The organism is Duganella sp. CF402, assembly GCF_900109645.1.
Taxonomy (GTDB): Bacteria; Pseudomonadota; Gammaproteobacteria; order Burkholderiales; family Burkholderiaceae_D; genus Rugamonas.
Genome location: NZ_FOBG01000005.1, coordinates 69,731 through 93,578, shown reverse-complemented (window position 1 = coordinate 93,578; position 23,848 = coordinate 69,731). Strand labels below are relative to the sequence as shown.

Genomic DNA, 23,848 nt, shown 5'->3' with positions numbered 1-23,848 from the left:
CGCGCAAATAAATCAATTAACGCAGTCTTTGAGTTTACTCACGAGATGGGCAACTGCCCCAATTCTTTAAGAAAAGAATTGTGCACTTTGACAGCTTTCGCAGCACGTTTTTCGATCTCATTGAGCTCAGTGCTGATTAAAGACAATTCTATCTTTTCGGCTGTAGTTGCCGTGCTGACGTAACGCGAAATATTAAGGTTAAAATCGTTTTTCTCTATTTCCGCCATCGATACCCGCCGAGAGTAGCGCGTCTCCTCCTTGCGATATTGGTAAGTACCAACTATCTTTTCGATGTGCTCCGGAGTTAAATGATTTTGTCGCTTACCCTTCTCAAAGTTTTCCTCAGAGCTTGCATTTATAAACAGCACATCATTTGGCTTTTTACATCTTTTCAAAACTAAAATACAGACAGGGATACCCGTAGAGAAAAACAAGTTAGCGGGCAATCCAATCACTGTGTCTATATGCCCATCTTTGAGCAACTTCGTTCGAATACGTTCTTCCGCCCCACCACGGAACAAGACGCCATTCGGTAAAATAATTGCCATAACTCCATTTTCACTGAGGAAGTGAAAACCGTGCAATAAAAAAGCGAAGTCAGCGGCAGACTTCGGCGCGAGGCCATAACTCTTAAAGCGGAAATTCTCGTTTAATGCGTCTGTAGGCTCCCAGCGATAGCTGAAAGGTGGATTCGCAACCACGGCGTCGAACTGCAGCTTTTTGGCCGGATTCATCTCGTTAAGAATATTCCAGTCATTTAACAGCGAATCACCGTGGTGAATCTCGAACTCGGTGTCTTTTACACCGTGAAGCAGCATATTCATGCGTGCTAGATTGTAAGTAGTAATATTTTTTTCTTGTCCGTATATCTTTCCAATCGTCCCCCCTTCTTTTTGCAGTCGCTTACGCACATTCAGCAGCAACGAGCCAGATCCACAGGCGAAGTCTAATACCTTAGTTAGTTTTTTCTTCTTCCCGCTTGCTGGGTCTTGACTGTCCAGCGTGACTATTTCTGACAAAACTGTTGAAATTTGTTGCGGGGTGTAAAACTCGCCTGCTTTTTTGCCAGACCCAGCCGCAAATTCACCGATCAGATACTCGTAAGCATCGCCCAGGATGTCTGTGTCAGTGCTAAATTTAGAAATACCTTCGGCGATCTTCTGAATGATAGTACAGAGCTTAGAATTTCGCTCAGAAGCTTTCTTACCCAATTTTTCAGAGTGCAAATTCACTTCGGAAAATAATCCCTGAAAGGTACTTTCGAATGATTTCTCTTCGATATACTTGAAGCCTTTCCACAATGTATCCAAAAGATCAGGGTGCTGGGTACGCGCCATCTCGGCAACACTGCTCCAAAGATACTGCGGCTCGATAACATAATGCACCTTCAGGCGCATCTGTTTTTCAAAGTCGTCAATATCTCCCGAATTGGCGTTATACCAAATTGCCAAAGGTGTACGGCGATCATTCTTTGGAGCAACAGGATAATCTCTACCCAATTCTTTCTTTGCGGCAATCTCGTAATTATCAGAGAGGTAACGCAAAAATAGAAACGACAACATGTAGTCGCGAAAGTCATCGGCGTTCATTGCCCCCCGCAACTGATCGGCAATATCCCAAAGGGTTTTACCAAGCTGATTTAATTCTTCTTTAGTCATATCTTAATAATCTTTTTTAAATCACAGATGCACTTCTGGCAAACTGAATGCGTATCGTTCCAAAAATCCATGCAGAATATTTCGGAAAAGTTGTTTATTATCTTCAGTCAACTCTTTTGGATCAAATAATGAATAATCTCCATGACTTAATAAATTCAAAGCCCGAGAAAACAAAATTTCATCTTCAATGCCATGAATGCACCCAGAAAAATCAGCCAACCCAAAAAACGAAGACGTTTTTTCTAGTACGCCGCGTAGCACATTAAAGTGGTTCGCGTAGAGTTGCCCAGCATCTGAAGCTCTCTTAAGCTCACTAAGCATCGCTACATGATGGAAAAATGGGGTATCGTGCGTCGCTTGTAAGCTATAGCCGTCATTATTTTTCCCATAGACAAAATAAGACTTATGCTCTTGCTTTTTTAATTCATTACACATAACATTAAAAAAGAGACTATGATGCGATGATATTACTACCTTAACTTTTCCAATGCATCGACGCAACAATTTTGCCAAATCGGAGCCCACTGCAATTGCATTGTTATCGTCAAGTGATGAAATCGGGTCATCAATATAAAGAAACTTTACCCAATTGTAAGCTTCTGAACCATCCACAACCAATTCACATATGGCAAGATAAATACACCATATAAAAACATTTTCTTCACCGCGAGAAATCTTTATATTATTCGCAATAATAGTCTGTGGTTCGTCAGCGCCAGGTCGAAATTTTGGGTTAACAACGTCCTTACTGAATACAACGTTCCAATTCTCATAATCAATTTTAAAATTGAACTTTGCATATCTTTCCAAATACGAAAAAATCTTCTCCTCTAATGCCAAGGCTCGAAAACCATCAAAAAACTTAGATTCTGAGTTAATATTTAATGTACGCTCGGTATCATTTTCAAGATCATTATCCCAATTAAAGAGATCCTCTGTAAAGGCGTTAAAGTAAAGCGTATCGCGCTTTATTCCTCTTTTACGCTTTCCAGCTTCCTTAAATTCCATTGACAAACGTGTCTTGCCAGTACCGTTGTATGCATAAAGCAATACAAAATCAACGCCACCGTTAGCTGAAACCCGCAAATCGTCGCGCAACCGCGTTACTACACCACGAAGACTGCCATATTTCTGAATCTTTGGCTTGCCACTCATACATTCACCTCAGGAGCGCTCAAAAAAAGCTGTTGCATAAGCCCTCTTTTGTGAGCCTTGAGGCCATCAACCTTTTGAGTTTGAGCTTTAATAAGTTCGTCGATCGAATTAAGACAATCGGTAATTTTCTTTTGTTCTAAGCCAGAAGGAAATTTTATGGTTAGTTTGTGCAGTACCTTACCTTGAATACCTTGTACTGTGCTCCCAATAGCCATAAATTTCAACAGGTTCTGGAACGTATCACCTAACATATAATGTTTAAGGAAATCGTTGTCGATCAGCTCACCTGCTCTAAATTTAATTACTCGCTGCGCTAATGCTACGTTTTCCCTGTCTATTTGGGCGACATTCCCCAGGGGAGCTTCAGTCGTTAAAAGAACGTCGCCAATTATCGGCTTCCCTTTTTTCATTACCTCATCATAATCATCCAGCAAAACATATTCTTTCGAAATATCGTAATCTATATTTCCTTGCTTTATATTTTTTGCTGTTACTAAAAATATTCCATGATCAGATTTCGGAGGGGCTTTGCCTCTATAGTCGACATAGCTAGTTAACTTATTCAGAGGCTTTGCGTCCCATGCTCCATTAGCTTTAAACTCCGGAAATCGAAGTTGAGGAATAACCTTTCCTTCAGCAGGAAAAAGTTGTTGCATTAAGCCTTTTTTGTGAGATTTAAGCGCCGCAAGTTTTTGAGTTTGAGCATCAATTAAATCGCTTATCGAATTGAGGCAATCTGCGATTTTTTGTTGCTCCTCCAACGATGGCACATGCAATGTTATATTACTGAAAAACTCCCCTACACTGACATTTAATAACCCATGCGCGCGGCCACCCTCCTGCGCAATTTTCGCAATTTCAGAATTGAGAAGCCCTGCTTCGAAATAATGTTCAAAGAAAGACTCGTTAAATCCTTTTTTGGCTCTGAAACAAATGTAGAGAGTTGAGACAACACCCTTTTCATATAGCTTCAGTGGCTTAATTGCCCCCATCGGGTAGCCTTGAGAATAGCTCTTATTGTATGCAAAGTCACCTTTATGAAGCAGGTAATATCCCGATAAATTCTTTGCTGCTACTTTTTTATTAAAATAATGCAATTGACTGACCAATCCAAGTTGCGCTGAAATGGTTAGCGCATTTTGATTGTCCTCTACATTCTTAGTGGTAATTCTTTGAAATACCTCGTCAAACCGCTTCTGTGACCATTTCGGCGCGCCACGAAACTCGGGAAAGCGAGTCGCAGGCACCAAGCCTCTTTTTTGTTGCCTATTCATACCCATTTAACCCTGAAATCTCGCGCCCACCAGTGAGCTTTTGCAAATATGGAACTAAGTCTTGCATTAATGCTAGCTCGACTTCACGTCGAGCTTTCCATGACAGCTCCAACGGCGCAAGGAGATCCGTGAGCTGCTCACCATCGAAGATCATTCGGGCCACAATGGCCTCTACAAAGGCTTGCAAAGCTCCGGCTGGCAAACCATGCTTGCCGGCGATATGAACTAGGTCGGTGGCAGCTTTCTGCGCTTGAAATGCCTGATAGCCTTCGCGAATCTCTTTTTCATTTAGAACTTCACCAGTTTGCAAACTATTGATATAAGCGATAACTACTTCGCGCTCGTCAAGAAGGTTAGCATTCGCGCTTATCAGATCGATAAGTTGAACGCGCGTCATTTTTTGTTTACCGGTTTTTTGGGTGGACTTCGCAATCAACCCCATGATGTAGTCGTAGTCAATTAAGCTGGAGGCAAACAGGACCAAGTCAAACTCCAAAGCCTCTACTTCTGGACCAACATCATCGCCTTTTCCCTGCTTACGCTTAAGCTCCAACGCGATGTCAAGATATGCAGCCTTAAAGCTGCGCAGCGTGTCCGTGGGAAGCTTGTGCTCAATGGTCTGCCTGCTCTTGTCGTCCAAGTCGGTGTATTGCTCCAGTTGCGTCTTGAGTTTCTGTACCTCTTTAAAGTGGTTGATGAAGTCCGCTTTTGCAATGTCACCTTTGAGGTTGACGACCTGTGAGGGATCGCATGGTAGACCTTTGGCAGCCATAAATGTTTCCAGCTTATCTACGGCAACTCTATAAAGTTCAACCACTTGTGGAGCCGGATCGACCAACCAGATTTCCCGTGCTCGATCTATCGCAGCGCCGGAAAACAGCTTGATGGCGTCATCTACCTCGCTTTCTTGATAGCGAAAGTCGAGAATATTTCCCCAGGGCTTGCTGTCGTTAAGCACTCGATTGGTACGCGAAAATGCCTGGATCAGGCCATGATATTTAAGTCTTTTATCAACGTATAAAGTGTTCAGATATTTAGAATCGAAGCCAGTGAGCAGCATGTCCACTACTATCGTCAGATCGATCTTATTCTTGCGTGAATAATCGGCGTTGCTATACTTTTGATCCTTAATACGCTGTTGAACATCTTGGTAGTACAAATCGAATTCACTAATACTATGATTGGCACCGTATTGCAAATTGTAATCGTCAATAATTGCCTTGAGCGCTGCTTTCTTCTTCTCCGGGTCTTGCTTGTTATCTTCTTTTTCTTGTACGAGATCTTCCTGTAGCTGCTGAACGTCTTTATTTCCCTCTGCGGGAGGTGAAAAAACACAAGCGATATGTAGCGGCTCAAAATTTGCATCTTCAAGTTGCTTCTGTACCTGCATGTCTTTGAACAACTCGTAATATTCAATGGCACTGTTGATTGAAGCAGTAGCGAGAATCGCGTTGAAACGACGCTGGTCCGTTGCGCTATCATGTTTTTGCAAAATTGCGTTGACAATAGCCTCTGGTGGCGGTGTTTGACCTTTCTTTGGCTTTTGGTCTCCCTCTTTACCAAAGTAATCGATATGGAAACTCAGTACATTCTTGTCATCAATGGCGTGGGTAATCGTATAGGCGTGCAGCTCTTTTTCGAAAATATCCTTCGTGGTCTTAAATGAACCGACATTTCCGTCGATCTGCTGATACGTGGCGTTGTCGTCAAAAATTGGGGTGCCAGTAAAACCAAACAACTGAGAGTTAGGAAAGAATTCTTTGATAGTCTTGTGGCTCTCGCCAAACTGGGACCGATGACATTCGTCGAAAATAAAGACGATGTGCTTATCGCGTAGCGGTTCAAGCCGCTCCTTGTATGTCTGCTTACCCTCTTTTTGCCGTGCCTTGTTTCGTTTGCTTTTTTCGTCCAGTGCCAAGGCCAACTTCTGAATGGTAGTGACGATTACTTTATCGGAATAGTCATCCGACAACATTCGACGAACCATCGCATCAGTATTTGTATTTTGTTCAACACAACCTTCCTGAAATTTATTGAATTCTTCGCGAGTCTGCCGGTCTAAGTCCTTGCGATCTACCACGAAAACGCATTTTTCTATGTCGGCGTTGTCTTTCAGTAGGGTAGCGGCCTTGAACGACGTGAGCGTCTTGCCGCTCCCTGTGGTGTGCCAAATGTAACCGTTGCCCCTGTTTTGGTGGATGCACTCAACAATGGCCTTAACCGCATAGATTTGGTAAGGGCGCATGATTAGGATTTTTTGCTCACTCTGCACGAGAACCATGTAACGGCTGATCAAGCGACCTAAGCTGCACTTTTCGAGGAAGTCTTCAGCAAAGTCGTGCAGATGAGCAATTTTGTTATTTTTTTCATCAGCGTGCTGATAGATGGGCAGAAAACGTTCTTCCGCATTAAAGCTAAAGTGCTGATTGTTGTTGTTGGCAAAGTAGCGAGTGTTGCCTTCGTTGCTCACAATAAACAATTGCATAAAACACAGCAACGAGTTGCTGTATCCGTTGCCGGGTTCATTTTTATAATCCACAATCTGCTCCATGGCGCGGCGCGGACTGAGGTGTAGTGATTTCAACTCAATCTGCACCATTGGGAGGCCATTGATCAGCAGGATAATATCGTAGCGCTGATGGCTGTTATCGGTGTTGATACGAAGCTGGCTGATCACCTCAAACTCGTTCTTGCACCAGTCGCGGATATTGACCAGCATGTACTCTAGTGGAGTGCCATCTTCGCGGGTGAATTTCCCCTTTTCCCGCAACGCCTGCGCGGCTGCAAAGACATCTGCAGTGACGATCTCTTCTCGTAAACGTACAAATTCGGCATCGGTGAGGTGCACGCGATTTAACGCCTCAAATTTTAGGCGGAAATTATGCTCAAGCTTGGCCTTGTCACGGATGTCCTCTCGGTAGGTGTACTTAAGATCAGTCAGCTTAGCGATCAGGTTCCGTTCGATCTGGCTTTCTTTATGCATCATCAGGGCAACTCGATTCACTTAATTGTTCATTATGGTCCCACACACCATCCAACGGAAGTCATCCGTTGACATATAGTTTTGATGCGGCGCTTCTTGCGGCAAGGGAGCTGCCAGAGTAAGCTTGCGTCGCAGTGCACGGCCGGGCATAGTCCGGGAGCACGTGCCGCAACAGCTAAGAATTGGCTATTATCGCCGATTTAAAGCTCACAAAAAAATGTGAAATAAACAATGAAATATCTCACAGCTACCAGCCTTTGCGATAGGCACCTTAACGCTTAGAAGGCTCGTCGAAATGATGGGTCAATTTGCATCGAAAATTGACCCACTTCACCCCATAATTTGCAGGCGAATCTGACCCACGTATAAGACACAATCCTACTCATAACATTGAGCGGGGAAATGGAGTGATCGACGTGGAGCTACTAGGAATTATTCGACGCTGGCACATTCGTGACCAGGTCTCATTGAGAGAGAGCGCCAGACGCTTAGGCATCTCCAGAAACACCGTCAGACGCTATCTCCGTGCGGAGATGGTGGAGCCAGCCTACCCTGAGAGGCGCGGCGCCAGCGCCATCGACAAATACGCCTTACAGCTCGCTGCCCTGCTCAAGACAGAAGCCAGCAAAAGTCGCAAGCAACGACGCACCCTAAAACAGATACACGAAGACCTGAAGGAGCTGGGGTTTGAGGGATCTTACGACCGCGTCGCGGCATTCGCGAGGGTCTGGAGAGAGGGTCAAATTGACAGGGTCAATTCAGCGAGCAAACGAACAGGTAGATCACCGATTGAAGGCACAAAGCAGTACGAGCGAATGGATGGGATAGTCGGTGTGTCATCAAATGACTGCGGCTTTTTTTCCATATTCAAGTTCTTCTCATAAGCGCGCCGAAGGCAAGGAGTAAAGCCAAGTCCCCTTTGGCACAGAGTTGCGTGGGCTACTAAAACACCTACTGAGCGCTATTCCACATTGTTCAATATCGCCCTGATGGTCAGAGAAAAGAAGCCAGGGTAATTATCAGCGCTGAAAAGAGTAGCATCTTGCACTCTTAATATTGTCACACTTTTTCACACTACCAATCTTGGAAGGTGAAAATTAATATTCCTCCCTTGAAATTGCAGCAATCGTACCTCACCTCAATGGGCAAGAAGTCTTCTCTAACTTCATTGAATGGATTCTCATGGTTACAAGATGCCCTGCACAACCAGATGCTGAGATGGTCAAAGCACTTGGTGATTTCGATCTTTCTACGTCTAGGCCACTGAAGGAAAATGTATTCGGATTTGGGGTCAACATTTGGCAGAGTGATATCAATGTTCCTGGTGGCATAGGCCTGTGGATCGGTTTGATGGACAATGGTCAAGGAGAGCAAGACATCTACTCGTTCCTAGCCCTGGTCCCTAGAAATTTGGGTACTCTGCAAGTGTTAGAGGGGAAGAAAGGATGGACTGAGGACATATGGCGCAGGAAAGGACTCAGTCACGCCTTGTTGCAGGAAGCTGCCAAGATTTCTCCGTTATGCAGTGACTTCGACGGCATGACGGACAACGCTTACAATCATTGGATTAGTGCATCGGAATTCACGCGGCGATGGTGGGACAAAGCCACGTCGCAGTTTGTCACAGAGCCGGCTGTACCAGCACTTGATAAATTCACCCATTACGAACAAGGAGCACGATGGATTTTAGTGATAGATCCCAAATAGGCCTGCTCAGCACCTCATTAGTCAAAAGGCATCTCGTTAGATGGTACGAGCTCAAATTTAACTGGCGAAGCTGCGCAGCAATACTCCTGTCAAGGGGCGTATAGTTAGCCGGCAACCAAGATCACGTTTTCCCATGCACGTTGAAGCACAGCGACCCTGCTTACGAGCTTTTTCAGAACCTTCTTCGTACTGCGGAAGAAAAAATTGCTCGGCAAAACGGGAAAATGATGCAATGCATGACGAGGAAGACTAGATGCCACCAGTCGTCAGTCGGACGTCCTGGTCAAGTTAGCCGTTGCAGGAGTGGCCAAACTCGCCAAAATAAATTGTGCAATTGTGGTCATCACTGGCGACTCCGAGTTATCCACAACCGCTGCCAGAAATTCCTGCACATGTTCTTCATGAAGCGTCAGCCGACCAATCAACAAAGCAATAAGATACTCGATCAGCGCTGGGCCTCCGCCGTGTTTTGTAGCAGCAAGTTCGCCCATAAGAAACACGAACATTCGCTCGCTAACCGTCTTTTCGCAATTGCCGTATGCGATCTCACCACCTCGCGCGGCTCGAAGAAAGGACGCTTGAAGGACGCCATCGCTAAACCTTTGGAAGCATTCGGGAGCAATTACCGTTCGCTCATAGTTGCGTGATACAAGCTTCGGCTTCTTCCTCACACCTTGCCGGTATTTATGAAATAGCGAGGTAACAATCGCGAAAATGTCCGCTTGAGATATCTTACGGGATCCATCTCGCGTTGGGATGATCGTAAAGTCAGAAGCAATGTTCAGCTGAGTGCCTGCTGGAGTAGGCCAATACACATCATTTATCAAACCGACGGCAGGGGCGTTGCGTAAAGCTGTGATGCGGCCGCCGATAGGTGTAGGCACCTCTATAGCGTTCAAATCGCACCAATGCTGAACCTCAAGCAGGCGATCGTACTCTAAGCTCCATGCGTGGTTTGACTCGCACGATGGCAGGTCAATCGTGAGAACGTTAAACAGAGAAAATGTCTTGGGGCCTTGATCACCGAAGGTCAGATTGGACTCAACCCGCTTGCGTTCCGACTCAGAACTCGCCCTGAAGACTGGGCTGACATAAGTGATGTTGCCCCCTGGCTGGACCGTACGCAAATCTCTGCTGATGCCCATCAACTCATAAATATCGTCCATACACCCTGATACAACTAAAGTTGCGGTTTCCGCATCCTCAGGCCGAGGCAACAAATTCTCCGAGAGGAGCACTTCAACGCTTGACTGTACTGAACTAGGAAGAGTCTCCCGCGCTTGCTTCGCAAAGCGTTCAGCCCCTAGATATTTCGTTGGAACGATACGCCTAAGATGGGTAGGCATTCCACGGCGCAAAAGCCTCGTAAATCGCATTTGAATGTCGTTAATTGAAGCAGTACCATCAACGTCATTGGTCTCACCATAAACCAACTGCTCGACATCAATGTAAAGCTCCATTTGGCGAGCACCGTTCGAGCGAAAAACTTTGAATGCGCCAGTGCTGACCAGCCTATTAAGAGTCAGGCGTGTAGCCTCGTCAAAGTCACTAAGAAGAATATTCAGCTCCTCGACCTTTGCCGGCTCTGTGCGAAATTGATCACCCACGAGTGGAATTGGATAAGAGTGCATCTTGCAATCCGGACAGTTTTCTGTGCTGTGATTGTCTATGACTGGGATCCCCTCAAAGCCAACGCCCCTGTCATCCTTGAGCTCACATATGACAGTTCCATCTGTAGAGGAACCTAAGAAGAAAAGCGTAAAAATGTTTTGAGCCAGTGCCCCTTTACTCATCAGCTTTGACGCCAGATTGCCAGAGGTAGATGCTGAAATGAGGAAGATGGTCTGATCAGGATCAGCAATGGTTAGGGAATCTAAGCCGCCATAGGATGCATGGGACTCAATACTCGGTAGCTCCGAATCAATGCCTCTCCGCAGCCGTTCATATGCCAGTATGAATGCCACAGGGGCGATTCCCGAAGTGTCTACGATCAGTCTCCGAATCCTCCGTCGACTGAGACGGGGATAAAGCCAAAATGCCAGCTGATGACTAGCAGCGCGTCTTTCGAGCAGGTTTGCCGCTCGAAGAAATCGCTGAGAGTGCGTGCCAGATGGCTTTGTGAAATGCGTCCCGGTAGCGGCAGTAACTACACCACCGTTCTTCAAAAACGCATCGCTTAACGAGAAGCGTCGCTCAAGGTCTGTGATACTTTGCTCTAATGAGGTGCCAGCTAGCGTCTCCCCTACGATATTGTCATTTGAAGGTAGACTCCATTTGATAAGTACGACATCACGCTCAACGTTTGGGAGCACATTCTGTAAGCGAGCGCGTGGTGAAGATTCTGCTTTGAGGATTTCGCGGACACGCGCGATATCCTCCGGCGCTCCCGATATGTGCACATAATCAGGCGGCTCGCCGCTCCCTAGGAATGGCGCTATTGCTTCGTCAAAGAGCTCTTCGTTGAGAGGTACGGGCGGAAGAAAAATCGACAGCACGCGCTTCGTTTGCCCATCACCCTTAGTACACACAAATTTACAGACTGTGATGGGGTTCATAGGTTGTCCCCCAGAGGAATTAGAACTGTGACGTGCGCACCTCGCATATCGCCATAATCGTCTGAAATCTTTTGCGTAATTCCTCGACGCCAGTCCATCATCCTTTCCTCAGGCGCTACTATGTCGGACTGCATGAACATATCAGTATACCAAGCGAAGTCACGATAGACGTGAATACGATTTGTTCGAACTCGAATAAATCCCTTGAGTTCGCGTAGGTCGCGCAAGACTTTCCAGAGCCCATAGCCGCGGCTTGGGTCACTTGTTGAGGATCTGCCCGTGCTGAAGCAACCCAAGACCGCATCAAACTGATCCTGAACTGAGGAACCTGAAAATTTGTTCTTCAAATATGTAGCGGCAAATCCAGGCCCGGTATCGAATACAGACAGCTCAAGGAGCCCCAAAAAACGAGGCGGATCACCTGCTTTTATGCGCTTGGCAGGCGCTACTTTTGCACGGACAAAATACGACGCATAACGCTCTGCCTGATTGAGATCAGGAAAAATCTCGTTACCTTCTTTATCTTCTTTTTTCGGCGGCGCAGTGTAAGCCAGCTCTTCCGCAGTGTAAAACCGAGCGTAGGGGCCCCTGATAGAAAGAGGCAATGCTCGCATGTCAACGGTAGTTCTGGCGTGATCGTGGGTATTTTTAAACAATTCGTGAAGTATCGTTGTGAGGCGGTCGCGATGATCATTGATTGCACCGCGTATGTTCTCTTCTGCAGTCACTGCACGAATGAGCTTGTCGACCAAGTTCTCAAATTGCTCTCGACTAGCCACGCGATTGGCATGTCCTACCGGATACAGCTGTAAAGGAAGACCGATGGTCGGGGGAACATTATCCAAACAGAGCAAGGAGGCCCGGTCCTGGACGTTCAAGTCCGGCCAAGATCTCTGCTGCTTGAAAAAAGCATCTTTGTAACGGGCGAGTGCCGATCGAGGTATGTCGATCAATGCTTGATCATCCAGCATGCCAAGCAGTGCTCCGGGCAACGTCATCGATATCCGCTTAAGCGTATCGCTTGCTAAGTCTGGGGTAAATGGCTCGATTAGAACGCGGCCGTGGAGGTCCTGAGTCCATGTGGCTAACCATTGCACTATTGAGGCTTCGGCAAGAAGCTTTTCACCGCCAGTTCGAGCAAAACTCGCATTGAATACAACTGTCCGCTCCTCTAATGGAGGTGGAGCCAAGAGGAGTGACTCCATCTCTTCGAGCGTTTGCGGAAACTTGAGCATTTGGTATCGGCCTTAGGTTCGGCATGCAGTTAGGAAATTATCCCAGAAAGTTACCTGGAAATAATCACGAATTCTCACCAGCAAAGGTTCATAGTAGGCGACTGCTCGTAGGCGTGAAGGCCGTAGGTTAGCGCTGCAAAACTACGCCTACTTATTTTCTACTGAATAAATTTGCTCCAAAATCTCGCGAACTAACTCGAAAGTCCCCAGTACTTGGTTACTTAGCTTAAAGCTGCCGTGCGCATACGAATTCCGGATGCCAGGCAGAATCTCATCAAGCGTTGAAACAAATTCGCAACTCAGGTCTTGGGTATTCGGTACCACCTCATCAAGTCTAATTTCCGCAGAAGTTGAATTCGTCCGCTCCATCTCAGCGATTTGTTCATACATAGCCCTACTTCGGGCACGCTGTTGTACGATGTTGTGCCAACGAGAAAAACCTTCATTTCTGATGAGTTCTTGGTCAATGGCATAGCGAAGTAGCGGCGCCAACGTGGGGCGAAGATTAGGATGTTTTTTGAAAGGGTAGCCTATCGGCAGCCCTCCTGAGAAACGAACTCTCAGTCCCATTTCCAGACAAGCTAACACTTGTTGTTCAGCTACCGGGTAGAACCGGTACACATGCCAGGAGTAAAGGTACAAATTCTTTGCAGTTTCATATAGGACCGCGACATCGATCGGAACGGTATCAGATAATTGAAATTTGGCGATATCAGTGTAATGATCGTCCAAGGTATTGGCACGCAAACCAGCTTCATCGTAGCGAGAATGTGCGAAACATCTTTCATCCGGAGAATGAATTTCGCATAGATTTCTTAGTGAGTCGGCCAGATGAACGCGATTACTCATGATTGTTGAGCGGAGTCGAGTAATCAAGCAGAATATCCCAATTTTTCGTATTAACAAATCTTTACGGAGAAAAATGGAAGCAACTATGATTTGGTCGCTGCGCAAACCGGTCATGTGGGTTTGGCGCAACCTGGTCGGCTTGGTGGGTGCTTGGACCGTAGCACCGATCTTTCGCCAAGCTCACGACTATCACCTCGCAGTTCGTCGGTGGCAGCGACGATGGGCCGAGCTTGCCGAAAATGTTGAATTTCAACTTCATACGCGGTCAAGCTTCGATGAGGACAATAACGGTGAGCAGTCCATCTGGATACGAAACAGTGGGCCAGTTCTCATTGACGAGGTTCACTTCTGCGTTGAGGCCAAGCTCGGCAGCGTTTCATATCAAGTTCCACTCGCAGCGTATCGTCTCAAACCTGGTTGCAAATCGAAATTAGCCCTAGTTGGGCTGCCACTGCAAGACCTGATTTTCCACAACGATCAGGTGTACACGACCTACGATTCCATAAGCACCTATCCGGTGCGCATTATTAGAAATCAACACATGGAAATTTACTCGACTGACGGCGTGTCACGGCATCCAACCTATGGTGATTACCTCAACGGCGAATGGAGGCGTTGGAACGGCCGCCTGTATAACATAAAGGCCATCGATGAATTACGGCGCGAGAATTTCTTCCGGCTCGCTCATTCCTTTTGCGGAAGGCATGGTTTGTTTGGCTTGGAATTCGATATGCTACTGAAGCAGACGATGCGAACAAGGAACTATCGAAGACTTCCTGGGGTGATGATCTTTGCGCTGATCTCGTACAAGCCGATCCTCAACGCGATCGTCTGGGCACGCCTCTTATTGCGTGTAGAGCGAATTGTCTTCGAACGAGATCCAGCCACAGACAAGGCAACAGAACATATCCTTAATAAGGGACATGGAGACCGTCCAGTAAAGGTGATCCTTATAGATGCCGGTCACACGGCGATTGAAGGCTCGACCTAGACCGACCAGGCCACCTACTGCCTGCTCGGCGGGATTCGCTACAAGATACACCACAACTTAAATCTGATGATCAGTGAAGTACTCGTCCTTTGCTGACAGTGTCGACTTCAGTACTGCAACGATCGGGACGCACTAAAAACTGAAGCTCGGTTTAGCTGGTCAATCCCACTATGAAGCGCACTAATGAAATTAGGATCTTATGCAAAACCGCCCGAATTGCTGTTTCGCGGATCAGGCGTTATGTCCAATTTGTGGCGCACACAACATATTCGCCACTTGCAGCGTTTTATTGGGCGCGTATCATGCCCTGATCACCTGCAGCGCAACACCGCGGAGATCACCATGCCCACCACCACCATCGACCACACCACGTTTATAAAACTCACCGAGGCCGACGTGGTGCGCCAGGTCCAGGTCATCGGCCAACCGGCCGGATGGGCGATTCTCGTACAGTACGGCATGACCGAACGGGTGTTGGCCGCGCAGCGCTCCCACCAAGTCCGTCTCTTCCGCAAACTCGACACCTTGGTCCTGTATCTGCGCAGCGTTGGCATCGCTCGCTTTACGGTCGATGCCGCGCAGTACACCCCGCACAGTGCGCAGCAGCAGAAACGCCCAGACCGAGCCGCCGCCATGAAAGCCGCCCATGCCGCAGCCGCCCGCGCGCGTCTCAACGGCGTGGGCTAAGCCTGCGTGTGGAGGGGAGTGACATGTTGGCGCCCGGGGATAGCGCACGTGTGGCGATCGGCAACGCCGGCGCCGTCGTTAATTGAATATTCTCTTCACTACCGCCACCCAATCGCCTAGAACGCCACCACTCGTTCTCGTTGGTCACCGCCAGCGCTCAGCTGTGGCTGCACTACAACCGCGCTACCTCGCTGCAATGATTTCTGAATGGTGGTGGGGCGCAATGTTATTCAGTGGCAGGCCCAATGCAGATATCTTTGCAGTGGAGTTGCTGCTTTGTTTCCAGTTCAGCAAACGTTTTACGAAAGCCCCCTGTCAATGCCTCTTCCCATTCCGCTACCGAATACCCAATGACACGGGTTTCGGAGGTCATGATGGACGGTGAGCTAAATCGATTGGTGATGAGTTGAGAAGCTTTCATACAGTTCCCATGTGTCTTGCAATCAGAACTTCATCATACGCTACACTCGGCTCTTTTTCGCCGCTTCAGATAGCAATTTCCAGCTTCTAGCAGGAATCAGTGGCCGATCAGGGAAGAATACGTAGGCAGCAATGATGAGAAGACTCAAGATGCGAATGAGGGGCGTTTTTGAGGCGAACACTCAGTTAATCAGGCTCAAGCGCACGCAAGCGTTCTTGTAACGCCGCATTTTTTGCTTCACCGCCAACACCAAAATGGAGTTCGCGATGACACGCGGGACAGACGGCACCGACAAAGCGTGGGTGATCCGGGCCGCCATCGGACACCCTGGTCGTGTGATGCGGTTCCAGATACGGCGTGCCGTTTTTGCGAATAAAGGGTGCCGGCTGATCGCACGACTCGCAGTGCCCTGCTGCCCGCATCAACACGTAATCGCGTACCGCTTTGCTGCGCACATATAAGGTCCGGGCCGCCGAGTCTTTGGCGGGCATCGCGCCGCCGGCGGCAGCGGCTAAGGCCATGCGGCGCGCGTCCGCTAAGGTCATGCTGATGGCGGTGTGCACGCTCTCCTCATCCCCCACGGCGTCTTCAATCGCGTGGGCATCCGCGACACCGACCAAGCGAAACACGATGAGGCGCCGAGTGTCGCCATTGCGATCTGGTCCTGGTATGAACTTGTGACCGGCATACACAAACTCGCCAACGTACCGCTGCCCTTTGCCTTTACCTAAGGACTGAAACAAGTGCAGCGCGCGCCCATCATTGCTGTGGTCCAGAATGGCGCGATTGCCGCGGACGAATTCCATATCCCCGACTTGGCCCTCGCCAGTGTACGAAAAAGAGCGCACGCCTTGCGCATCGACTTCTTCTTCATCCGCATAGCCATATTGACTGCCAGTGTCACCAGTAAAAATGAAGATCGCATCCACCACGCTCGATGGCGCGATGCCGCTTTGAAAGCTGCCACCATAGGGACCATGAATGTGCTGCCGACGGTCATAGACCTCGCCCACCGTAAAGTGGGGAATCGGCTTAGGTTGCGCACGACGGGATGGCATGCGCCTTCTTACCGCTTGCCTTGGGCCGTCGTGGCCAGTTTGGCGCACATGTCCGTGACCCAGCCAAGTACCCAGACGCGGTCTTCTTCACTCAGCGTATTCAAGGCACCCGCAAGATCAATGGCCTGATCAATGGAGCGGGCTGAGCCGGCACGCACCAGCGCATCAAGGGGGACGTCAAAAATCTCCGCCAGGTCGATCAGACGGAGTAACGGCGGCAGCGTGGCGCCGCGCTCAAAACGAGAAATGGTTTCCTGCTCGACGCCCAGCTGCGCAGCCACTTGTTCTTGCGTCAGATTGCGCGCGATGCGCTGCTTGGCCAATGCCTTGCCGATCCTCTTAGCAAATAGTCCCTCCTGCCGCGCCGTGACCATATTCCACATTCCATGATGAGTAACCACATGAATGGTGGTGCCGCAGAGAAATTCTGGTAACATCGCAATATGTGGTTAAACCACAAATTTTGCATATAAACCTTCCTCTGGAGCTGTCGATGCCCTCTTCCCCCGCGGTCTTTCGGTGTGTGATGATCGGTCTAGGGCTGGCCTTGTCGGGATGCGCCACCACTATCCCCGAGGCACAACTGCACGACTATGCGCTGCTCGTGCCGCAAGACGTTACGGGGAATGGCGCCGCAGTGACCGAGATCGATCGCGGTCCGAACCGGATGGCGCTGCAGATGACGGCGGAGGGCAGCAACATCCTCCCTGGCGTGCGTACCCGACCGGGCGTCAACGTCCTCCCGGGACGACATACCATTGAGGTGAATGTGTGCTATGGCGGCGGTGCACGGAGCTGCACACCGGACACCTATGTATTTGAGGCACAGCCTGGTGTGGCGTACGTTCTGCGGGGGCCGGCGCAAACCATCGTGATGCTGGACCGATTCAAGAAATCTCCGCTGGGCGAACTGTACCCCGCCGCGCAGCATGCATTCGTCAGTCAACAAGAATGGACGACGATGCGCAACGGCGAACTCGCCGCCGCGGCTGACGCAGGTCTGCGGCTCAGCGAGCAGCGCCAACGCGATCTGCCGATGATCCGCAAAGTGGGCGCGCACGTGTGCCAAGAGGCTGGCCGCGACATTATTTATAGCGGGTACGTGGAGAGGCTCACCGATGACAAGATGCAGATCCGTATCGCCGAGGCGCATTTCAAGGGCAACCCCAACCTTCGCCCTGGCGGCTTCGTCCCGACAACGGTATGGGCGTCCCCTATGCAATGGGACCTCTGTAACTAACGCATTAGTTCCCGCAAAAACAACATCAGACATCCTCCTATTTCCCAGGGCATAGCACCCGCTCTGGGAGTCCAACGTAAAAGAGCCCCATATCCGCCAGGGCAACATCGGTGCCATCCTCCCTAACCATCTGATTCGTAACGGTTTTTTGCTGTTGCGAATATCATATATTCTTGTCAACATTCAGCGCTCATGCTATTTTCAATCTAAATCTGAGCATTTAGAGAACAGAAAATTATGGCCAGCATGTTGTTTGGGAATGCGTTCAACGTGACGCGCGTTCGAATGCAGAAGCGTCAAGGCGAAGTTGCGCGCCTCGCAGGGATCGACGCAAGTTATTTAGCGAGTATTGAATGCGGCCGCCGAAAGGCGCCCAATCGCGAAGTCGTAGACAAGCTATTGCCTACGCTCAATGTGGACGAGCCGCTGCGCCAGAAGCTGCGCAGTCTCGCCGTCATCGATCGTATGCTGGATGTCGTAGAGGGGCAGGCTGCCGACGAGCTGACTATGGCTCGTCTAAACAAACTATTGCGCCAGGTGGCTGATTTTAATGAAGGGGAATGGAACTCATTAGAGTGTGCACTCGCTGCTCTGACCAATCAATGTCTACGAAGGAAAGAGGGAGAACCATGAGCTAAAAACCAAAAAAGCACCGAACCCACAAGGGGTTGGCGCCTTTGGCAAAACAGTGATGCGGATCTGGTAAATCAAGTGTCTACTGCCTGCCTTTCCACGTCAAGCCCCTTGTCGAGAAATTCGTAATTTTTGAATTGCGATCTGGACAAAACACGTCCATTACTTTGACGAGGATTTCCATGACTAAGCATCAAGGAGGGGCGAGCACGTCCCAAGCAATGAGTGTGAACGTTCCCGCAGGCCGCCGAACCAAGCCGCGTCCCGGTCGGTTTAGCCAATTAGAGATCCCTGCCGCAATCAGCAACATCGGCCAGAAGCTCTCCGACAGAAAAGTGCGGGAGATCGTGACCGTCAGCGGGCGCGGGGTACGGGGTCGCTTTCCAAGCTACAAAGGAAAGTTACTGAATTTTGAAAGCCTCATCGAAGAAGACGCGTTGCGGGTACTCAATGTGGCGAGTGTAGTGACCTCGCTGGTCACGCAGCCTTGCGTCTTCGCGATCCCCGGCTCTCCGCATTTGCGCTACACCCCGGACCTTCGTGCCACGATGTACGGCCGCGACTACTTCGTCGAAATTAAGCCGGCCGACTTCCAGAAGAACTCGCATGTCGCCACCCGCCTCCGGCGTGTCATCTCCCATTTCAAAATTTCGCAGACGCCTTTCTTACTCATTCTCGACACCGATCTACGGTCGGCCGGTTTGCAAGAAGAATTAAAGGCGCTCCTCCGACTGCGCCCAGCCCCAGGGCGCTACGACCCAACACTCGACAGTATTCAATGGGACCCTCGTCAAACGCAAACTGCCCCGCCGGCGTTGCTGCACCGGTGGTATGCGGCACAACGAGAATGCGATGCGTTGCTCCAGCGCGTGATGCGCCGTGATCCAGATGCACTTTTCGAACACATTTAAGGGAGAGAATCATGCTTGCATTCATCAAGAACCAGACGATCTTTCGCAACGGCATCGAATATCGCGTCGACCGACGGACCGCAACGGGTGTGCAACTCGAAAACGCAACCACCGGAGAGTTCTCAACACACGACCTCTATGCACTGCTGGCGGAATATGCCAAGGGCGCCTTAACCATCACGCCCTTCAATACTCAGCACCAGAGCCAGTTCCCCCCGATCAAAGTACGACAGCATGCGGAGCCGCCGACATCGCCAGCAGCGCAATCAGCCTCCCGGCGCCAGATCGACTACATCGTCAAGCTTACTGATGAATGCGCATTTGAAGGAACCAAGCAGCAGCTCATCAACGCCATCGGCAAGGTCAGCCAAGAGCGCAACGAATCCGTACCACCGCACGTCACCACTGTCTATCGCTGGCACAAGCTATTTCAGCAAGCTAAGAAAGACATTCGTGCGTTGTTCTCAAAAATTAATTCACGGGGCGGTAAAAATAAATCACGCTTAAACGCCGAAGTCGAAGCCATCATCGACGAAAAAATCGAGAGCATTTTTTTAGCGCAAAAGACTGGCTCAGCAGAAGAAGTTCATGATGCGGTATCCCAGACTATTTCGCTTAAAAACACGACGCTGATTGAGAGCGAGTGGCTCAAAGTTCCAAGTTTTCGGACCATCCAGCGCCGGATCAGTCGGCTTTATGCCTACGATATCGCGGTGGCACGCTATGGTCAACGAGAAGCAGATCGCCGCTACGGTGCGACGCTGGCCTCGCGCCGTGTCTCCAAAATACTCGAACTCGTTGAGATCGACCATACGCCCGTAGATCTGATGGTCGTTGACGACAACAGGAAAACTATCGGTAGACCATCCATCACCTTTGTCTTCGATCGTTACTCACGCTGCGTACTCGGGTATCACCTTTCGCTGGCCGGTCATGGGACGCCGGCAGTTTTCGAGGCGCTTCGGCATGCGATGCTGCCAAAAACCTATCTTAAAGATCGCTATCCAGATCTCAACATGACGTGGGAGTGCTACGGCTGGATGGAGCGCCTACTCATGGATAACGGGCGGGAGTTCCACGCCTTTGCGGTTGCCGATGCCCTATTGAACGTGGGCGTGCTCTCCGAGTTCTCAGGTTCCCGTGAGCCCAACGACAAGCCGTTTATCGAGCGGTTCAATCGCACGTTCAACTACTCATTCATCCATCGTTTACCTGGCACGACACTAGCCCGCATCACTGATCGCATCGGTTTTAAAGCTGAGAACGATGCGTGCATTACCTTGGCCGAGTTGGATAAGATGATTCATACGTGGATACTCGGCGTCTATCATTTACGACCTCACGTTGGTCTTGGACGCAGAACGCCAATTGAAGTATGGCGTGAAAGCGCTACTCAACATCCTCCCCAGCTCAAAGCGAACGCAAAAGACCTTGAAATTGAATTTTCAGAATCTTGTGTCTCCAAAGTCCAGCAATACGGAATCGATCTCAACACCCATCGCTATGCCTCGAAACAACTGTCTAATCTGCGCTGCATGCTTCCTGAGAAGAAGACAAGCGTGGAGGTCAAATGGCCAAGACATGATGTAGGGCACATTCATGTTTGGGACCCATTTGAGAAAAAATATTTCGAAGTACCTAACGTCGACAACGACTACTTGGGCCTTACGCTAGCTCAAGGTAAAGCGGCCAAGCGCGCGATCCAATCTACCGATGCATATCAACGCACCCGTGCCTCCGCACGTGATATCGTCCGCGACCTGGTAGCTAAGGCCTCCGCAGATAAGAAATTAAAGAACAGGAAACAAGGGGCCAATCTCGCCAATAAAACCAGTAAAGAGATGCATCGTCCAGCGCCGGCGCCGGACGAGGTCGTACTCAACAGGCCTAACGAAGAGGCCTCAACGCCCCCGGCCGCGAATTTCAGTGGCTTTGATTTCGAAATGACGAGTGATATCGGAGGTGATCAATGAATGCTCCAGATAAACCGATGCTCATCGTGCAAACCATCACGCGCGCTTTCGTCAACTTGCCGCATGTTGTTTCCTTGACTGATCGAATGACTCAGCTCATCCAGCACGCACGAACCAACGAAGAACCCGAGAACTTACTCGTATTGGGGGAGTCTGGTGTCGGAAAATCTCGTGTACTACAAAAATTTCGGAATAAATATTCGCCGGTCGTTCACCCAGAATTTACCGAGGTACCTGTTCTCTACGTGAGTGTTCCTGCAAATGGTAACGCGAGCGCGCTCGCTAGTGCCATGCTGCTTGCGCTAGGCTCACCTTTTTGGGACCGGGGGAAAATCAAAGATCTCACCTTTCAATTGCACTGCCTGCTCAAACAATGCAAGGTTAAAGTCATTCTCTTGGACGAGGTGAATCACCTGGTCGACAAGGGCGGAATCAAAACGCACCACTACACCGCGGATTGGCTCAAAGTGTTCTTGGACCAAGCCGGCATTCCTATCGTCATGGCGGGTATTCCACGGGCGATGCGGCTATTGAAGGCAAATGATCAATTACGCAGCCGGTTTCGCGAGATCATTTATATCAAGCCGTTTTCAGTTGCAAACGAAGTAGAGACGCACCGGTTTTGTGAGGTACTCGCCACATTTACCAAGATGATGGCCGGCGTCGAGGTCATCAAGTTGACCAGCGGAGACCTACCGAAAAAAATGCTTTTCGCGACGAATGGATATCTTAGAGACTTACGTCGCCTGCTCGTGAGAGCAGTTGAAATTGCCTTTCGCGATGGCTCGCAAAAAATACGGCTATCCACTTTAGAAGAAGCATTCCGACAAGTCGTCTATGCCGACGCCCCTAATGATCGAAATCCATTCTGTGCGAACTTCACGAATACGCCACTGACTGAAAGTGATGAACCATTTGCGCCTAGGGAGAACTAAACGATGACCACCATTGCCAGCGCGCCCATCGCGCCGATACGTCCTGCAAAAAAACCAGGCGAATGGATTGAGAGCTACCTTGTGCGTGTGGCCCGTGCCAACGGTCTGCGCTATCCGTCAGCGAGCCATATCGAGCGCCTCAAGAGCATCGCACTTGAACTCGGACCGAAGGTAGAATCAGATGCGCAGAGTTATTTATCGCCCCTCCCGATATGGGCAAAGAAAAAGACGGGTTCGCCGATTCGATATTGCCCAGCCTGCTTTCAGGAAGAGCGCTGTGTCCAAACTCGGTGGCGCCTCACACGACTGGAAATGTGCACAAAACATCATCTGCACTTGAAAACAGGATTAGTGGAGCCGGCGCTGTGCGTTACAGTGAACTACCCTAACCCGATTCAGCTCAACGAGATCACCGACAGTCAACTATGGGACGGTGCAACCTGCCCCATGCCGGCGGAGAAAAGCTACGCACTGGGGATGTGGGAAGCGTTCGAGCGCGCCTCAATCGAGGGCGACTCGGAGCATGTAGCAGAACACTTGGCTTGGGTCCTCTTAGCCGAGTATATTCTCGATGCGGTGATCAGTACAGGCGAAGGGCCAGAAATACCTGTCAGGGGCCACTCGCGCTTGAGCCAACGCGCCCAATGGCTCCGCGATACCGGCCTGACCATATCCCCCTCCTATGGCGCGATCGTCGCTTTTTTAACCTCATTGAAAAACCTCTCCGAGCGACGCGCTGCGGCGAGGTGCCTCCGCACACTGATGAAGGATACGGAACAGAGCTCCCCCCTTTTGCGCTCCCTACCGCTGCAGGAACTGCTTGATCGGTTACATGCCACCTCACCCGAAATGTACTGTCCATCGGCGCAAGGCGCCTTGCCCATCCAGTATCATCCCAAGGGATACGTAAGCCTGAACTACGCCGAATTGTTGTTAGGACGGGATACCAACTTCGTTCATTTTCTGGTCCGAGCCAATTTTTTCGAGCGAGTAAAAAAAGTACGGTTTGGCAAGCGAGTATTTTTCTTTGTACACCAGGCAGAGATCGAATCTTGCAGAAGGTGGCTAAGCGATTGCATGACGCCAGCGCAATTGATGAAACACTGGAATATCAATAGAACAATCTGGAGAGCATTACGCCGCAACGGGATTTGCCGGCCCTTTAAAATAGGTATTTGGGCCTATCACCGCATCGACGAGATCAATGCGCTCACGATAAAACTCGAGAGTACTGCGCGTCTAATGATCGGGCAGCCCACACAGCGCTTGCCTCTCTTCGACGATTGGTTGCTCGGCCCATCTACCCCACCATCTGTCTTTAAAACCATACTCGACGAGATACTGGAAGGGCGGATAAAACTATATCGTGTTCCAGAGCACCCGGGTCTTTCCGGATATTACGTGGATGCTGCGGCTGAGGTAAGGGCGAAGGAGATATCGCGATGCACACGCCGTTGTCATCATCAACAGTCCCAGCAACTCGCGTTGTTCGACGCAGATCCGACGCCGTAATTCAAGCGGCACTACCTCATGAGCCCAGTCGCCTTTTCGCACCTGCTTGTCAGACCATGCTTTCGCTTCGG

At 49.6% G+C, this 23,848-nt stretch carries 19 protein-coding genes and 1 pseudogene; 10 read left to right on the top strand and 10 right to left on the bottom strand.

Annotation, left to right across the window (positions count from 1 at the left end):
* Nucleotides 1–38: 38 nt before the first annotated feature.
* From BMZ70_RS26795 to BMZ70_RS26780, 4 genes are read right to left on the bottom strand one after another with little or no spacing between them, the layout of a single operon-like run.
* A complete protein-coding gene (locus tag BMZ70_RS26795) occupies nucleotides 39–1,658 on the bottom strand; it encodes a type I restriction-modification system subunit M (protein ID WP_092281329.1) in 1,620 nt (539 codons plus the stop codon).
* Between the two features lie 21 nt (nucleotides 1,659–1,679).
* On the bottom strand, nucleotides 1,680–2,813 hold the full coding sequence (locus BMZ70_RS26790; protein ID WP_092281327.1) for an AAA family ATPase: 1,134 nt from the start codon (nucleotides 2,811–2,813) through the stop codon (nucleotides 1,680–1,682).
* On the bottom strand, nucleotides 2,810–4,087 hold the full coding sequence (locus tag BMZ70_RS28505) for a restriction endonuclease subunit S (protein ID WP_229205611.1): 1,278 nt from the start codon (nucleotides 4,085–4,087) through the stop codon (nucleotides 2,810–2,812). The genes BMZ70_RS26790 and BMZ70_RS28505 overlap by 4 nt, the downstream gene beginning before the upstream one ends.
* Entirely contained in the window at nucleotides 4,080–7,070 is a 2,991-nt protein-coding gene (locus BMZ70_RS26780) for a type I restriction endonuclease subunit R (protein ID WP_092281383.1), read from the bottom strand. Before BMZ70_RS26780 ends, BMZ70_RS28505 begins: the two co-directional genes overlap by 8 nt.
* A gap of 407 nt (nucleotides 7,071–7,477) precedes the next feature.
* Here BMZ70_RS26780 and BMZ70_RS26775 point away from each other — a divergent pair.
* Nucleotides 7,478–7,801 (top strand): annotated as a pseudogene (locus BMZ70_RS26775) (IS21 family transposase); the annotation flags it as partial.
* Between the two features lie 487 nt (nucleotides 7,802–8,288).
* Nucleotides 8,289–8,777, top strand: a complete 489-nt coding sequence (locus tag BMZ70_RS26770; protein WP_092281325.1) for a hypothetical protein — start codon at nucleotides 8,289–8,291, stop codon at nucleotides 8,775–8,777.
* Nucleotides 8,778–9,043: 266 nt separating this feature from the next.
* Here the strand turns inward: BMZ70_RS26770 and BMZ70_RS26765 are convergent, their stop codons facing one another.
* The 3 genes from BMZ70_RS26765 to BMZ70_RS29055 all read right to left on the bottom strand — a co-directional run bounded on the left by BMZ70_RS26765 (nucleotide 9,044) and on the right by BMZ70_RS29055 (nucleotide 13,416).
* On the bottom strand, nucleotides 9,044–11,332 hold the full coding sequence (locus BMZ70_RS26765; RefSeq protein WP_130300990.1) for a hypothetical protein: 2,289 nt from the start codon (nucleotides 11,330–11,332) through the stop codon (nucleotides 9,044–9,046).
* Nucleotides 11,329–12,567, bottom strand: coding sequence for a hypothetical protein (locus BMZ70_RS26760; RefSeq protein WP_092281321.1), 1,239 nt, complete (start codon nucleotides 12,565–12,567; stop codon nucleotides 11,329–11,331). Before BMZ70_RS26760 ends, BMZ70_RS26765 begins: the two co-directional genes overlap by 4 nt.
* A 147-nt stretch (nucleotides 12,568–12,714) precedes the next feature.
* A complete protein-coding gene (locus BMZ70_RS29055) occupies nucleotides 12,715–13,416 on the bottom strand; it encodes a hypothetical protein (RefSeq protein WP_229205610.1) in 702 nt (233 codons plus the stop codon).
* Nucleotides 13,417–13,489: 73 nt separating this feature from the next.
* Here BMZ70_RS29055 and BMZ70_RS26750 point away from each other — a divergent pair, with 73 nt between their 5' ends.
* Together BMZ70_RS26750 and BMZ70_RS26745 are read left to right on the top strand one after the other, a co-directional pair.
* Nucleotides 13,490–14,407: a hypothetical protein gene (locus BMZ70_RS26750; protein ID WP_092281319.1), complete on the top strand. Its 918-nt coding sequence runs from the start codon at nucleotides 13,490–13,492 to the stop codon at nucleotides 14,405–14,407.
* A 342-nt stretch (nucleotides 14,408–14,749) separates the two neighbouring features.
* A complete protein-coding gene (locus tag BMZ70_RS26745) occupies nucleotides 14,750–15,094 on the top strand; it encodes a hypothetical protein (RefSeq protein WP_092281317.1) in 345 nt (114 codons plus the stop codon).
* A gap of 226 nt (nucleotides 15,095–15,320) precedes the next feature.
* Here the strand turns inward: BMZ70_RS26745 and BMZ70_RS28210 are convergent, their stop codons facing one another.
* The 3 genes from BMZ70_RS28210 to BMZ70_RS26735 form a co-directional block, all read right to left on the bottom strand.
* Nucleotides 15,321–15,515: a hypothetical protein gene (locus BMZ70_RS28210; RefSeq protein WP_130300992.1), complete on the bottom strand. Its 195-nt coding sequence runs from the start codon at nucleotides 15,513–15,515 to the stop codon at nucleotides 15,321–15,323.
* A gap of 185 nt (nucleotides 15,516–15,700) precedes the next feature.
* Nucleotides 15,701–16,573 carry an HNH endonuclease gene (locus BMZ70_RS26740; protein WP_229205609.1) on the bottom strand — a complete coding sequence of 291 codons (873 nt, stop codon included), beginning with the start codon at nucleotides 16,571–16,573 and terminating at the stop codon, nucleotides 15,701–15,703.
* Nucleotides 16,574–16,581: 8 nt separating this feature from the next.
* Entirely contained in the window at nucleotides 16,582–17,010 is a 429-nt protein-coding gene (locus BMZ70_RS26735; protein ID WP_229205608.1) for a helix-turn-helix domain-containing protein, read from the bottom strand.
* Between the two features lie 56 nt (nucleotides 17,011–17,066).
* Between BMZ70_RS26735 and BMZ70_RS26730 the strand changes: the two genes are divergently transcribed.
* From BMZ70_RS26730 to BMZ70_RS26705, 6 genes are all read left to right on the top strand, one after another.
* On the top strand, nucleotides 17,067–17,813 hold the full coding sequence (locus BMZ70_RS26730; protein WP_092281315.1) for a hypothetical protein: 747 nt from the start codon (nucleotides 17,067–17,069) through the stop codon (nucleotides 17,811–17,813).
* Between the two features lie 237 nt (nucleotides 17,814–18,050).
* Complete coding sequence (locus BMZ70_RS26725; protein WP_092281313.1) at nucleotides 18,051–18,446, top strand: helix-turn-helix domain-containing protein; 396 nt, start codon at nucleotides 18,051–18,053, stop codon at nucleotides 18,444–18,446.
* 182 nt (nucleotides 18,447–18,628) lie between these two features.
* Nucleotides 18,629–19,357, top strand: a complete 729-nt coding sequence (locus tag BMZ70_RS26720; protein WP_130300994.1) for a hypothetical protein — start codon at nucleotides 18,629–18,631, stop codon at nucleotides 19,355–19,357.
* A gap of 11 nt (nucleotides 19,358–19,368) precedes the next feature.
* On the top strand, nucleotides 19,369–21,330 hold the full coding sequence (locus BMZ70_RS26715; RefSeq protein WP_092281309.1) for a DDE-type integrase/transposase/recombinase: 1,962 nt from the start codon (nucleotides 19,369–19,371) through the stop codon (nucleotides 21,328–21,330).
* A complete protein-coding gene (locus BMZ70_RS26710; RefSeq protein ID WP_092281307.1) occupies nucleotides 21,327–22,265 on the top strand; it encodes a TniB family NTP-binding protein in 939 nt (312 codons plus the stop codon). The genes BMZ70_RS26715 and BMZ70_RS26710 overlap by 4 nt, the downstream gene beginning before the upstream one ends.
* A gap of 3 nt (nucleotides 22,266–22,268) precedes the next feature.
* On the top strand, nucleotides 22,269–23,777 hold the full coding sequence (locus BMZ70_RS26705; protein WP_092281305.1) for a TniQ family protein: 1,509 nt from the start codon (nucleotides 22,269–22,271) through the stop codon (nucleotides 23,775–23,777).
* The last annotated feature ends 71 nt before the right edge of the window (nucleotides 23,778–23,848 follow it).